This is a genomic window from Streptomyces sp. NPDC059092 (assembly GCF_042756365.1).
In the GTDB taxonomy this organism is placed as follows: Bacteria; Actinomycetota; Actinomycetes; order Streptomycetales; family Streptomycetaceae; genus Streptomyces.
In genome coordinates, this window is the sequence record NZ_JBHZEJ010000090.1 from 16,992 (window position 1) to 29,505 (window position 12,514).

The window sequence follows — 12,514 nt, forward strand, 5'->3', positions numbered from 1 at the left end:
GCCTGGGACACCGGCACGCACATCGAACCGCGACCACGGGAGCCCCCTCTTGGCCATGCCGACACGATCCTCGACATCCTCGACGACCAAGCACATCTTCGTCACCGGGGGTGTCGCTTCCTCCCTCGGCAAGGGCCTGACCGCCTCCAGCCTGGGCGCGTTGCTGAAGGCGCGCGGTCTGCGGGTCACGATGCAGAAGCTCGACCCGTACCTGAACGTCGACCCCGGCACGATGAACCCCTTCCAGCACGGTGAGGTGTTCGTCACGAACGACGGCGCCGAGACCGACCTGGACATCGGCCACTACGAGCGCTTCCTCGACGTGGACCTCGATGGCTCGGCCAACGTCACCACCGGCCAGGTCTACTCGCAGGTCATCGCCAAGGAGCGGCGCGGCGAGTACCTGGGCGACACGGTCCAGGTGATCCCGCACATCACCAACGAGATCAAGCACCGCATCCGGCGGATGGCGGCCGGTGACGTCGACGTCGTCATCACGGAGGTCGGCGGCACGGTCGGCGACATCGAGTCGCTGCCGTTCCTGGAGACCGTCCGCCAGGTGCGCCACGAGGTGGGCCGCGACAACGTCTTCGTCGTGCACATCTCGCTCCTCCCGTACATCGGCCCGTCCGGCGAGCTGAAGACCAAGCCGACCCAGCACTCGGTCGCCGCCCTGCGGAACATCGGCATCCAGCCCGACGCGATCGTGCTCCGTGCCGACCGCGACGTGCCGCTCTCCATCAAGCGCAAGATCTCCCTGATGTGCGACGTGGACGAGGCGGCCGTGGTGGCCTGCGTCGACGCCAAGTCGATCTACGACATCCCCAAGGTGCTGCACACCGAGGGCCTGGACGCCTACGTCGTACGCAAGCTGGACCTGCCGTTCCGCGACGTGGACTGGACGGTCTGGGACGATCTGCTGGACCGTGTCCACAACCCCGACCACGAGGTCACCATCGCCATGGTCGGCAAGTACATCGACCTGCCGGACGCGTACCTCTCCGTGACGGAGGCCATCCGCGCGGGCGGCTTCGCCAACAAGGCGCGGGTCACCGTGAAGTGGGTCACGTCGGACGACTGCACGACCCCGGCGGGCGCCGCGAAGCAGCTCGGTGACGTCGACGGCATCCTGATCCCGGGCGGGTTCGGGGAGCGCGGCGTGACCGGCAAGGTCGGCGCGATCCAGTACGCCCGTGAGCACAAGGTGCCGCTGCTCGGCATCTGCCTCGGCCTCCAGTGCATCGTCATCGACGCGGCGCGCAACCTCGCGGGGATCCCCGAGGCCAACTCCACGGAGTTCGACTCCGGCACCGCGCACCCGGTGATCTCCACGATGGAGGAGCAGCTCGCGTACGTCGAGGGCGCCGGTGACCTGGGCGGCACGATGCGGCTCGGTCTCTACCCGGCGAAGCTCGCCGAGGGCTCGATCGTCCGCGAGGTGTACGAGGACCAGCCGTACGTGGAGGAGCGCCACCGTCACCGCTACGAGGTGAACAACTCCTACCGCGCGGAGCTGGAGAAGAAGGCCGGTCTGGTCTTCTCGGGCACGTCCCCCGACAACAAGCTCGTCGAGTACGTCGAGTACCCGCGCACCACGCACCCCTACCTGGTCGCCACCCAGGCCCACCCGGAGCTGCGGTCCCGTCCGACGCGTCCGCACCCGCTGTTCGCGGGGCTGGTGAAGGCCGCGGTCGAGCGCCGTGAAGGACCGCGTCGGGAGGCGGGCGAGCCGGTGGCCGCGCGGTCGTAAGGCACGTCACAGGCGATACGGTGGGAGCCGGGGTACGGGCCGGGGTTTTTGCGGGCCTGTGCCTCGGTTTCCGCTTGTGTACCACCGTGGGAGGACGCTGCCATGACCATCAAGGACACCCCTGAGGAATGGCGGGTCACCGCGACCACGACGCCGTTCCGCGGCAACAAGACCAGTGTCCGCACGGATGATGTGGTCATGCCCGACGGCACGGTCGTGAAGCGCGACTACCAGGTCCACCCCGGATCCGTCGCGATCCTCGCCCTGGACGACGAGGGCCGGGTCCTGGTCCTGCGCCAGTACCGCCACCCCGTACGCGAGAAGCTCTGGGAGATCCCGGCCGGGCTGCTCGACGTACCGGGGGAGAACCCGCTGCACGCGGCGCAGCGCGAGCTGTACGAGGAAGCGCACGTCAAGGCCGAGGACTGGCGGGTGCTGACGGACGTCTACACGACGCCGGGCGGCTGCGACGAAGCGGTACGGATCTTCCTCGCCCGGGAGCTGTCGGAGGCGGAGGGCGAGCGCTTCCAGGTCTCCGAGGAGGAGGCGGACATGGAGCTGGCCCGGGTGGATCTCGCGGAGCTGGTACGGGGCGTACTCGGCGGCGAGCTGCACAACAACTGCCTCGCGGTGGGCGTCCTCTCGCTCACCGCGGCGCTCGCGGGGGACGGCGTGGAGGCGCTGCGACCGGCGGAGGCGCCGTGGCCGGCACGGCCGTTCGAGGCCTGATCCCTGAAGCCTGATTCCGGCCCCCCCCAATTTGTCTTCTGATCTGAAAAAACGCTGATCCGATTGGGGGATTCACCGGCCGCGCTCCCCCTGTTCCGTCGCAGAGAGTGAACTACGCTCGAACCGTCCGTGCGGAGACCCGCCGGGCTCGGATCGTGCGCAGGCGGACGGAGCGTGGCCCGTGACGGATCAGGCGGTGGACGTGAGTGGCCCCGGCCGTGCGCGAGCCAAGAAGCCCCGGGAGCCGGGGCCGGCCGCCGCCGGGCCCACCGAATCCGACGCACCGTCGGCCAAGCGCCGCGGCCGGGCCACATCGCCCGCGAAGAGGAAAGGTACGGCCCGGGTGAGCGTCCCGGAGGGTCCCGAGGATGTGACCGATGTCGCGAGCGGTACGGAGAGTGGCCCCGCCGAGCCACGCCCGGCCGCCCGGCCCGCCCGCGCCCGGCGGAAGGCCGCGGCCCCGCAGCCGGACCGCGCTGAACCGCCCGGCGCGGCCCCGGTGGAGCCGGAACCGGAGCCGGAGCGGAAGCGGGAACCGGAGCCCGAGCGGCCCGGGGCCGGCCCGGCCCCGGAGAGGAAACCCCCGGCCCCCGCACCGCCGGCCGTCCCCGCCGAGCCGGCGCGCGAGCACCCCGGAGCCGGGCCGGAGACCGGGGAGCCTGAACCGGCCGTGCCGCCCGCGGGCCGGACGGAGCCCGAGGCCGAGCGCGAGCCCCCGGCGGGAGCGGAAGCCATGGCCGCGCCTGAACGTGTGGTTCAACCCGAGCCCGCGCCCGGGGCCGCGCCCGAGCCCCTGGCCGGAGCGGATGCCGTGGCCGAGTCCGGCCTTGGGGCCGAGCGCGAGCCTGAGCCTGCGGGCGAAGCGGAAGCCGTGGCCGAGCCTGTGGCAGATGCGGATGCCGTGGCCGAGCCCGAGCCCGAGTCCGTGGCCGAGTCCGAGCCCGAGCCCGAGCCCGAGTCCGAGTCCGAGTCCGAGTCCGTGGCCGAGTCCGAGCCCTTGGCCGAAGTGGAAGCCGTGGCCGTGGCCGAGCCTCTGGCCGATGCGGGAACGGTGGTCGCGCCCCGCTCCGGGGCCGCGCCTGAGTCCGAGCCCGAGCCCGAGCCCGAGCCTGCGGCCGAAGCGGAAGCCGTGGCCGCGCCCGGCTCTCCGGCCGGGCGCGAGCCTGAGCCGGTGGCGGAAGAAGCCGTGGTCGAGCGAGAGCCCTCGGCCGAACCGGGAACGGTGACCGAGCCCGAGCCCGAGCCCCTGGCCGAAGCGGAAGCCGTGGTCCCGCCCGAGCGGCTGCCCGAGCCCGCGTCCGAATCCCCACCCGTTCCCGCACCCGACGCCGTCGCGTCCCCCGAGCCGTCCGCGGCCGCTTCCGCCTCCGCTCCCCCGCACGGCCCCGGCCCCGAACTCGGGCCCGTGCGTGGCCTCGAAGGGATCCAGGAAGGGGAACACGCCTTCGTCGGGGGGGAGTTCCTCGGGCGGTTGCGGGAACTCAAGTCCCTGCACGGGGACATCGAGCGTGCCGGACTCAATACGATCTCCGGCCGGAAGGCCCCCCGCGCGCGGGTGCTGCTGATCGCCGGGCGGCCAGGGTCCGGGCGGACCTCGCTCGCGCGTGAGCTGGCCCGGCAGTTGCGGGACGGGTATCCCGACGGGATCGTACGGACCCGCCTCACCGGTTCCGACGGCGAGCCCGTGCCCACCGAGCGGACCGCCCGCGAGATCCTCGGCGCCTTCGGCGTGGCCACGCCGCCCGGCGCGGGGGAGGACGAGCTGTCCGAGATGGTGCGCGAGGCGCTGGGCTCCCGCCGGGTGCTGCTGCTCCTCGACGACGCCGTCGACGCCGGGCAGGTCGACCCGCTCGTACCGGACAATCCGGACTGCCTGGTCGTCGCCGTCTCGCAGGGTCCGCTCACCGGGATCCCCGACGTACGCCCGTGCACCCTCGGCGGGATGGACACCAAGGCCGCCATCGAACTGCTCACGCGGTTCACCGGCGCCGTACGGATCACGGTGGACCCGCAGGCCGCCGAGTCCCTGACCGAGGAGTGCGGTGGCCAGCCCGCCGCGCTCGTGCTGGCCGGCGGCTGGCTCGCGGCGCGCCCCATGGCGTCGGTCGCCGATGTGTCCAAGCGGCTGCGCGCCCTGCCGCACGACTCCGAACGCCCCGTCGGGGCCCGGCCGCTCGCCCGCGCCTTCCGGCTCGTGTACGAGAGCCTGCCGCAGCCCGCCGCCCGGATGCTGCGGCTGCTCGCCCTCGCGCCCGCCGGGATCACCGACGTGCACACCGCCTCGGCGCTGGCCGGCTGCTCCATGGCGGACGCCGCCGTCCTGCTGGACGACTTCGCCGAGCGGGGGCTGCTGCGTACCGCCGACGACCGGGCCGCCCGGCAGGCCGCCGCGCCGTACCGGCCCGCTCCCGGGCGGGCGGCCGTCGACCAGTACGTCGTCCCGGGCTGCCTCGTCCCGCTGCTGCGCCCGCTGCTCGCCGAGGACCGACCCGCCGAGGTGCAGCTCGCCCGGGCGCGGATGCTGGAGCGGACCGTACGGCTGCTCCAGTCCTGCCGTGCCGTCACCGACCCCGAGGGGTCCCCGGCCCGCACGCGGCTCGCCGGGCTGCCCCGCGCGCTGCGCTTCCCGAACGCCGCCACCGCGGCCGAGTGGCTGTACTCCCGGCAGCCCGCCCTGCTGGCGTCCGCGCGCCTCGCGGTCGCGGACGGCGAGCTGGACACCCTGGCCCGCCGGCTGGTCGCGGCGCTGGTCCGCGCGCTGGCCGCGCACCGGGGCACGGAGGCCGCCGCACCCGAGCTGTACGGGCTCCACCAGCTCGTCCTCGACATCGCGGAGCGCCACGAGCTGTACCGCGAGCAGGCCGCTGCCCTGCTGAACATCGGCGATCTGGACGCCAGGACCGGCCGTACGCACGACGCGCTCGCCCGCTACCGTGCCGCGCTCGACGCCGGACGGGCCGCGAACGATCTGTACGCGACCGGCCGCGCGCTGGAGTCCCTGGGCGGCGCCCACCAGGACCTGCGGGACTGGCAGCGGGCCGCCGACTGGTACGGACGGGCCCTCTCCCAGCGGCTGAGCCGGGGCGAGCGCGCCGACGAGGCGCGGCTCTACGGCCGCCTCGGCACCGTCCACACGTACGCGGGCCGCTACGGCGAGGCGCTGCGCAACTGGCGCGCCGCCGCCGCGATCCACCGCAGGCTGGGCGATCTGCCCGGACAGGCGCGGGCGCTCAGCGAGGCGGCCCGGGTCCAGGAGTACGCGGGCCGGCCCCAGGAGTCGCTCCGTACCTGCCAGGAGGCGGTCGAGTGGGCCCGGCTCGCGGGGGACGTGCGGCTCCAGGCCGCGCTCCAGCTCCGGGTCGCGGACACCCTGGACCGGCTCGGAGATCCGGCGGCCGCCCGGCTGCACCGCGCCGCAGCGGATCGCCTTCTCCTGGAAACGGAGGGAAACGCCTACGAAATCCGCAGCGCTTCGGTCGAGGACTAATGCTTTGTAAGGCTAGACAGCAGGAAATCCTTCATTAGACTGGCTTAGCCGCGTACGTCAGCGGTGCCTTCCGGTGTGCCGTGTGCGCCCGGGTATGTACGGGATTGCGCCCGGAATCTCCGCGGAATCCCCCGAGCCAAGGACCGTGATCTGCCGTGTTGGTCGGTATCCCCCGCGAGGTCAAGAACAACGAGTTCCGGGTGGCCATCACCCCCGCCGGTGTGCACGAGCTGGTGCGCCACGGGCATCAGGTCGTCATCGAGCGGGGCGCGGGCGTCGGCTCCTCGATCGCCGACGGCGAGTACCTGGCGGCCGGTGCGCGGATCCTGCCCACCGCCGACGAGGTCTGGGCCGTCGCCGACCTGCTGCTGAAGGTCAAGGAGCCGGTCGCCGAGGAGTACCACCGGCTCCGCAAGGACCAGACGCTCTTCACCTACCTGCACCTGGCCGCGTCCCGTGCCTGCACCGACGCCCTGCTGGAGTCCGGCACCACGGCCATCGCGTACGAGACCGTCGAGACCACGCGCCGCGCGCTGCCGCTGCTCGCCCCGATGTCGGAGGTCGCCGGGCGGCTGGCGCCCCAGGTCGGCGCGTACCACCTGATGCGCTCGGCCGGCGGGCGCGGTGTGCTGCCGGGCGGCGTGCCCGGTACGGCGGCGGGCCGCGCGGTGGTCATCGGCGGTGGGGTCTCCGGCTGGAACGCCACCCAGATCGCCGTCGGCATGGGCTTCCACGTGACCCTGCTCGACCGGGACATCGACAAGCTGCGCGAGGCCGACCGGATCTTCGGCACCAAGGTCCAGACCATCGTCTCCAACACGTTCGAGCTGGAGAAGGCGGTCACCGAGGCGGACCTCGTGATCGGGGCCGTGCTGATCCCCGGCGCGAAGGCGCCGAAGCTCGTCACCAACGCGCTCGTCGCCCGGATGAAGCCCGGAAGTGTACTTGTCGACATTGCGATTGATCAGGGTGGCTGCTTCGAGGATTCGCGCCCCACGACCCACGCCGAGCCGACCTTCCGGGTGCACGACTCGGTCTTCTACTGCGTGGCCAACATGCCGGGCGCCGTACCGCACACCTCCACGTACGCCCTGACCAACGCCACGCTGCCCTACATCGTGGAGCTGGCGAACCGCGGCTGGGCCGGCGCGCTGCGCCGTGACCCGGCGCTCGCCAAGGGGCTCAACACCCATGACGGCCAGGTCGTTTACCGCTCGGTGGCCGAAGCGCATGGTCTGGATCACGCCGAACTGAGCACAGTTCTCGCCTGACGCGTCAACCCGCTTCGTCAACATGGCGCCCGCGGCCGGATCTCGTACAGCGAGGTCCGGCCGCGGGCGTAGGGCGAAGGGTGTGCGACCGCTCGTCAACTCGCCTCGAACGTAACAATTTCAACCGTTTCGTATGACGGCGAAACCTCGCTGCCCTGCCTTGGTGAGAGGGCTCTGCGCCCTTGACAGAGGGGTGTTCGGTTGCCGACACATCGGGTCCGGTCCGGCGGATTGTGTTGCTGCGGAGTGGTGACACGCCATAGAGTCGCCAACCGTCGGCATGGTGCCACGCTGACCTATCGATAAGTTTCCTGGTCCCGTCCAAGGAGGTAAGACGACTTGTGAATGAGTCGACATTTACTCCCGGGGGTGGTCAACCAGGAATGCCGGTGAGGGGCCAGCGCCCGTCGTCCGGGTTCGAGGCTGTCGGCTCCGTAGCTGTCCGCACCTTCGCCACCCACCAGCACATGACGACAGCCCACCAGATGATGGACGGCCAACACGTGAACGCCATGGCCGGCAACGAGGGTGGCCGAGAGTCCACTTCGTTCGCCGACTTCGACGAAGCGCCCGAGGGGCACTTCTACGACCCTGACGCCGAATACGAGCCGGACCCCGAGTACGCGGCCACCCTCGCCCCCGACGCTGCCCGCCAGCGCCGCGAGCGCATCGGCCCGACCGGGCGTCCACTGCCGTACTTCCCGATCCCAGGCCCGCTCACCGACCACGGCCCCGCGAAGATCATCGCGATGTGCAACCAGAAGGGCGGCGTCGGCAAGACCACGTCGACCATCAACCTGGGTGCCGCGCTGGCGGAGTACGGCAGACGTGTGCTGCTCGTCGACTTCGACCCGCAGGGAGCCCTGTCGGTCGGTCTCGGCGTGAACCCGATGGAGCTGGACCTCACCGTCTACAACCTGCTCATGGAGCGGGGCATGGCGGCCGACGAGGTGCTGCTGAAGACCGCCGTACCCAACATGGACCTGCTGCCGAGCAACATCGACCTCTCGGCCGCCGAGGTGCAGCTCGTCAGCGAGGTCGCGCGCGAGTCCACGCTCCAGCGCGCCCTGAAGCCCCTGCTGCTCGACTACGACTACATCGTGATCGACTGCCAGCCCTCGCTCGGTCTGCTGACCGTGAACGCGCTGACGGCCGCCCACAAGGTGATCGTGCCGCTGGAGTGCGAGTTCTTCGCGCTGCGCGGGGTCGCGCTGCTCACCGAGACCATCGAGAAGGTCCAGGAGCGGCTCAACCCGGAGCTGGAGCTCGACGGCATCCTCGCCACCATGTACGACTCCCGCACGGTGCACAGCCGGGAGGTCCTGGCGCGCGTCGTGGAGGCGTTCGACGATCACGTCTACCACACCGTGATCGGGCGGACCGTGCGCTTCCCGGAGACCACCGTCGCCGGTGAGCCCATCACCACGTACGCCTCGAACTCCGTCGGCGCCGCCGCCTATCGCCAGCTCGCCAGGGAGGTGCTCGCCCGGTGTCACGCCGAGTGAGTCTGCCCGGCGCCGACGAACTGTTCCGTACGACCGGGGGCATGGCGCTGACGTCGTCGTCCCCCGGCGCGCAGCGACGGGGCGCGAACGGCGAACCGCGGGTGCCCCCGCCGGCCGGGGAGAGCGATCCGACCGGTGACCAGGCGGGCCCGGCCGGCTCCGACACGGCGGAGGAGCACTCCGCGCCCGACGCGGAACGCGCCTCGACGCAGCCGGCGCGCAGCCGCACCGCCGACGCTGAGCAGGCCGCGACCGCCGTACAGGCCCGCAGGCCGCAGGAGGGCGCGCCCCCGGGCCCCGGCGGCGGGACGGGGGCACAGGGGCAAGGGCCGCAGGGGCCGCAGCAGGGCGGGCAGCAGCGCCGGCAGCGGCGTGGCGCCAACCGCCGCCCCAGCGGGCGCGAACGGCACGACGAGAAGATCACGGTCTATGTCTCGGCCGAGGAACTGATGGACCTGGAACACGCCCGGCTGGTGCTGCGCGGTGAGCACGGACTCGCCGTGGACCGCGGGCGGATCGTCCGCGAGGCGGTCGCCGTCGTCCTCGCCGACCTCGAATCACGCGGCGACGCGAGCATTCTCGTACGGCGGCTGCGCGGGCGCTGACGGTAGCCTGCGCGGGCCGCCCCACCGCTCGCCGCCCCGCTCCCGCCGCTCCCGCTCCCAGGACCGCGATGCCCCCGCCGCCCGACCCCGCCCGCCCGCCGCGCCGCCCGCTGGGCCGCGGCCCCGGCACGCCGGTGCCCGCCGCACCCGAGCCGGGGCCGGCCGAGCCCGCCGGGGCCGAGCCTGAGCCGCTGGAGCCCGAACCGGCCCCGGAGACGAAGGCCGGTGCGGACGGGGCGGACGGGGCGGACACGGCCGGCGGTGCGGGCGAGGACGCCGGGGAGAGCGGGGAGAGCGGAGGCGGCCGGGACGACCGCCGGTTCACCGTGCGGCTCGCCAACTTCGAGGGGCCCTTCGACCTGCTGCTCCAGCTCATCTCGAAGCACCGGATGGACGTGACCGAGGTCGCGCTCTCCCAGGTCACCGACGAGTTCATGGCGCACCTGCGGGCCATGGGCCCCGAGGGGGACCTCGACCAGACCACCGAGTTCCTGGTGGTCGCCGCGACCCTGCTCGACCTGAAGGCCGCCCGGCTGCTGCCCGCGGCCGAGATCGAGGACGAGGCGGACCTCGCGCTCCTCGAAGCGCGGGACCTGCTCTTCGCGCGGCTGCTCCAGTACCGCGCGTACAAGCGGGTCGCGGAGATCTTCGGAGAGCGGCTGGAGACCGAGGCCCGGCGTCATCCCCGTACCGTCGGACTGGAACCGCACCACGCCGAGCTGCTGCCCGAGGTGGTCATCAGCGTCGGGGCCGAGGGGTTCGCCCGGCTCGCGGTGAAGGCGATGCGACCGAAGCCCCGGCCGCAGGTGTACGTGGAGCACATCCACGCGCCGCTGGTCTCCGTACGGGAACAGGCCGGGATCGTCGTCGCCCTGCTGCGCGAGCGCGGCGGGATGAGCTTCCAGGAGCTGGCCGGGGACGCCGGGTCCACCCTCACCGTCGTGGCGCGCTTCCTGGCCCTCCTGGAGCTGTACCGGGAGCGCGCCGTCGTCCTGGACCAGGATGAGGCGCTGGGGCCGCTCATGGTCCGCTGGACGGGCGGGGGCGACGGTACGGAGCCGAGCGTGACGGACGAGTTCGACCGGCCGCCCGGCCCCGGCACAGGGCGTCCCGCCGACGGCACGGGAGCCACCGGCGGGGGAGACGACAGCGAGGAGACGGTGTGAACGAGCGGCGGCCCGGGACCACGGCCCGGGACCTGGATCTCAAGCCCGCCCTGGAGGCGGTCCTCATGGTCGTCGACGAGCCCGCGACCGAGGAACACCTCGCCAAGGTCCTCGACCGCCCCCGCGGCGCCGTCGCGGACGCCCTGCGCGCCCTGGCCGACGAGTACACCGTCCAGGGCCGCGGCTTCGAGCTGCGGCTGGTCGCCGGTGGCTGGCGCTTCTACACGCGGCCCGAGTACGCCGAGGCCGTCGAGGCCTTCGTGCTCGACGGCCAGCACGCCCGGCTGACCCAGGCCGCGCTGGAGACCCTGGCGGTCGTCGCGTACCGCCGGCCGGTGACCCGTTCGCGCGTCTCGGCCGTACGCGGAGTGAACTGCGACGGCGTCATGCGCACCCTCCTCCAGCGCGGACTGGTGGAGGAGGCGGGCGCGGAACCCGAAACAGGTGCGATCCTGTACAGGACGACGAACTACTTTTTGGAGCGGATGGGCCTGCGCGGCCTGGACGAGCTCCCGGAACTCGCGCCCTTCCTCCCCGAGGCGGACGCGATCGAGGCCGAGAGCCAGGAAGGCGTCCCGTCGTTCGATCCGGACGCACCTGACGCACCGGAAACCCACGCAGACGACAAGACGGAACTTTGATGCGAAGCAACGGCAGGAACAGCGGCGGAACCAACCGGAACAGCGGAGGCGGGAGCGGCGGCAGCCGGGACGACCGGGACAACCGGGGTGCCGACGGGCGCGACGACAAGCCGAAGCGGCCGTCCCGCCCGCGTCCCGAGGAGCGCCGTTACGACGTCGGCCGCTCGGGTCCCAGCGGCGGTTCCGGCGCGTCGGGCGCCCCGGGCGGCGCCCGCCGTTCCGGCGGTGCCGGTGGTTCCGGCGGCTCCGGTGACGGGCCGCGCCAGGGCGGCGGCGCCCGCGGCGCGGCGGCCAGGGGCGGCGCCAAGGGCGGCCCCAAGCCCGCGCAGGGCGGCGCACGGGGCGGCAAGGGCGGCCCCCGTCGCGGCGCGCCGGCGCGCCCCCGTGAGCTGGACGCCAAGATCGAGCAGCGCAACCGCGACCGGTACGCCGACAAGCCCTCCATCACGACGCCCAGGACCAACCCGGGCGCCGAGCAGGAGGGCGAGCGGCTGCAGAAGATCCTCGCCCGCGCCGGCATGGGTTCACGCCGGGCCTGCGAGGAGCTGATCGAGCAGGCACGCGTCGAGGTCAACGGCGAGATCGTGCTCGAACAGGGCATGCGCGTCGACCCGGACCGCGACGAGATCAAGGTCGACGGGCTGACCGTCGCCACCCAGTCGCACCTGTTCTTCGCGCTGAACAAGCCGGCCGGTGTCGTCTCCACGATGGGCGACCCCGACGGTCGGCAGAACCTCGGCGACTACGTCACCAACCGCGAGACCCGGCTCTTCCACGTCGGCCGGCTCGACACGGAGACCGAGGGCATCATCCTGCTCACCAACCACGGCGAGCTGGCCCACCGGCTGACGCACCCCAAGTACGGCGTCAAGAAGATCTACCTCGCCGCCATCCAGGGCCCGCTGCCGCGCGATCTGGGCAAGCGGCTCAAGGACGGCATCCAGTTGGAGGACGGCTACGCGAAGGCCGACCACTTCCGGGTCGTCGAGAACACCGGCAAGAACTACCTGGTCGAGGTCACCCTCCACGAGGGCCGCAAGCACATCGTCCGCCGGATGCTCGCCGAGGCCGGATTCCCGGTCGACCGCCTCGTCCGTACGTCCTTCGGACCGATCCCGCTGGGCGACCAGAAGTCCGGCTGGCTGCGCCGCCTCACCAACACCGAGGTCGGCATGCTGATGAAGGAAGTCGGCCTCTGAGCGACCCCGAGAGGTGAACGCCCCTGTGACCACCGGTGCCTCTGACACCGGTGGTACGGAAGAGAAGCCCGCGGCCCCCCGGCGCCGGGGTATCCCGTGTGGCGGGCCCCCCCACCCCTAAATTTTAAAAAAAAAAAATAAATTGGCGGGGATTATTGCAT

The 12,514-nt window shown here is 72.5% G+C and carries 9 protein-coding genes; all 9 read left to right on the forward strand.

The window, feature by feature from the left end:
• Nucleotides 1–55: 55 nt before the first annotated feature.
• The 9 genes from ACFXPL_RS33695 to ACFXPL_RS33735 all read left to right on the forward strand — a co-directional run bounded on the left by ACFXPL_RS33695 (nucleotide 56) and on the right by ACFXPL_RS33735 (nucleotide 12,353).
• Nucleotides 56–1,750: a CTP synthase gene (locus tag ACFXPL_RS33695; protein WP_384926826.1), complete on the forward strand. Its 1,695-nt coding sequence runs from the start codon at nucleotides 56–58 to the stop codon at nucleotides 1,748–1,750.
• Between the two features lie 102 nt (nucleotides 1,751–1,852).
• Nucleotides 1,853–2,479, forward strand: a complete 627-nt coding sequence (locus ACFXPL_RS33700; RefSeq protein ID WP_384926828.1) for an NUDIX domain-containing protein — start codon at nucleotides 1,853–1,855, stop codon at nucleotides 2,477–2,479.
• A gap of 1,405 nt (nucleotides 2,480–3,884) precedes the next feature.
• On the forward strand, nucleotides 3,885–5,966 hold the full coding sequence (locus ACFXPL_RS33705; RefSeq protein ID WP_384926852.1) for a tetratricopeptide repeat protein: 2,082 nt from the start codon (nucleotides 3,885–3,887) through the stop codon (nucleotides 5,964–5,966).
• 155 nt (nucleotides 5,967–6,121) lie between these two features.
• Nucleotides 6,122–7,237, forward strand: a complete 1,116-nt coding sequence (gene ald, locus ACFXPL_RS33710; RefSeq protein ID WP_384926830.1) for an alanine dehydrogenase — start codon at nucleotides 6,122–6,124, stop codon at nucleotides 7,235–7,237.
• Between the two features lie 383 nt (nucleotides 7,238–7,620).
• The gene (locus tag ACFXPL_RS33715; RefSeq protein WP_384926832.1) at nucleotides 7,621–8,742 is read left to right on the forward strand and encodes a ParA family protein; all 1,122 of its coding nucleotides are present in this window, start codon (nucleotides 7,621–7,623) and stop codon (nucleotides 8,740–8,742) included.
• Nucleotides 8,727–9,347 (forward strand): hypothetical protein, encoded by a 621-nt coding sequence (locus ACFXPL_RS33720; RefSeq protein WP_384926834.1) that lies wholly within the window; start codon nucleotides 8,727–8,729, stop codon nucleotides 9,345–9,347. The genes ACFXPL_RS33715 and ACFXPL_RS33720 overlap by 16 nt, the downstream gene beginning before the upstream one ends.
• Before the next feature lie 68 nt (nucleotides 9,348–9,415).
• Nucleotides 9,416–10,513 carry a segregation and condensation protein A gene (locus ACFXPL_RS33725; protein WP_384926836.1) on the forward strand — a complete coding sequence of 366 codons (1,098 nt, stop codon included), beginning with the start codon at nucleotides 9,416–9,418 and terminating at the stop codon, nucleotides 10,511–10,513.
• Entirely contained in the window at nucleotides 10,510–11,154 is a 645-nt protein-coding gene (gene scpB / locus ACFXPL_RS33730) for an SMC-Scp complex subunit ScpB (protein WP_384926838.1), read from the forward strand. The genes ACFXPL_RS33725 and scpB overlap by 4 nt, the downstream gene beginning before the upstream one ends.
• Nucleotides 11,154–12,353 (forward strand): pseudouridine synthase, encoded by a 1,200-nt coding sequence (locus ACFXPL_RS33735; RefSeq protein ID WP_384926840.1) that lies wholly within the window; start codon nucleotides 11,154–11,156, stop codon nucleotides 12,351–12,353. Before scpB ends, ACFXPL_RS33735 begins: the two co-directional genes overlap by 1 nt.
• Nucleotides 12,354–12,514: the final 161 nt, after the last annotated feature.

Coding starts and splice junctions, on each gene's coding strand:
- ACFXPL_RS33725 (WP_384926836.1), top strand. CDS start 9,416: ATGCCCCCGCCGCCCGACCCCGCCCGCCCGCCGCGCCGCCCGCTGGGC.
- ACFXPL_RS33695 (WP_384926826.1), top strand. CDS start 56: ATGCCGACACGATCCTCGACATCCTCGACGACCAAGCACATCTTCGTC.
- ACFXPL_RS33700 (WP_384926828.1), top strand. CDS start 1,853: ATGACCATCAAGGACACCCCTGAGGAATGGCGGGTCACCGCGACCACG.
- ACFXPL_RS33715 (WP_384926832.1), top strand. CDS start 7,621: ATGCCGGTGAGGGGCCAGCGCCCGTCGTCCGGGTTCGAGGCTGTCGGC.
- ACFXPL_RS33735 (WP_384926840.1), top strand. CDS start 11,154: ATGCGAAGCAACGGCAGGAACAGCGGCGGAACCAACCGGAACAGCGGA.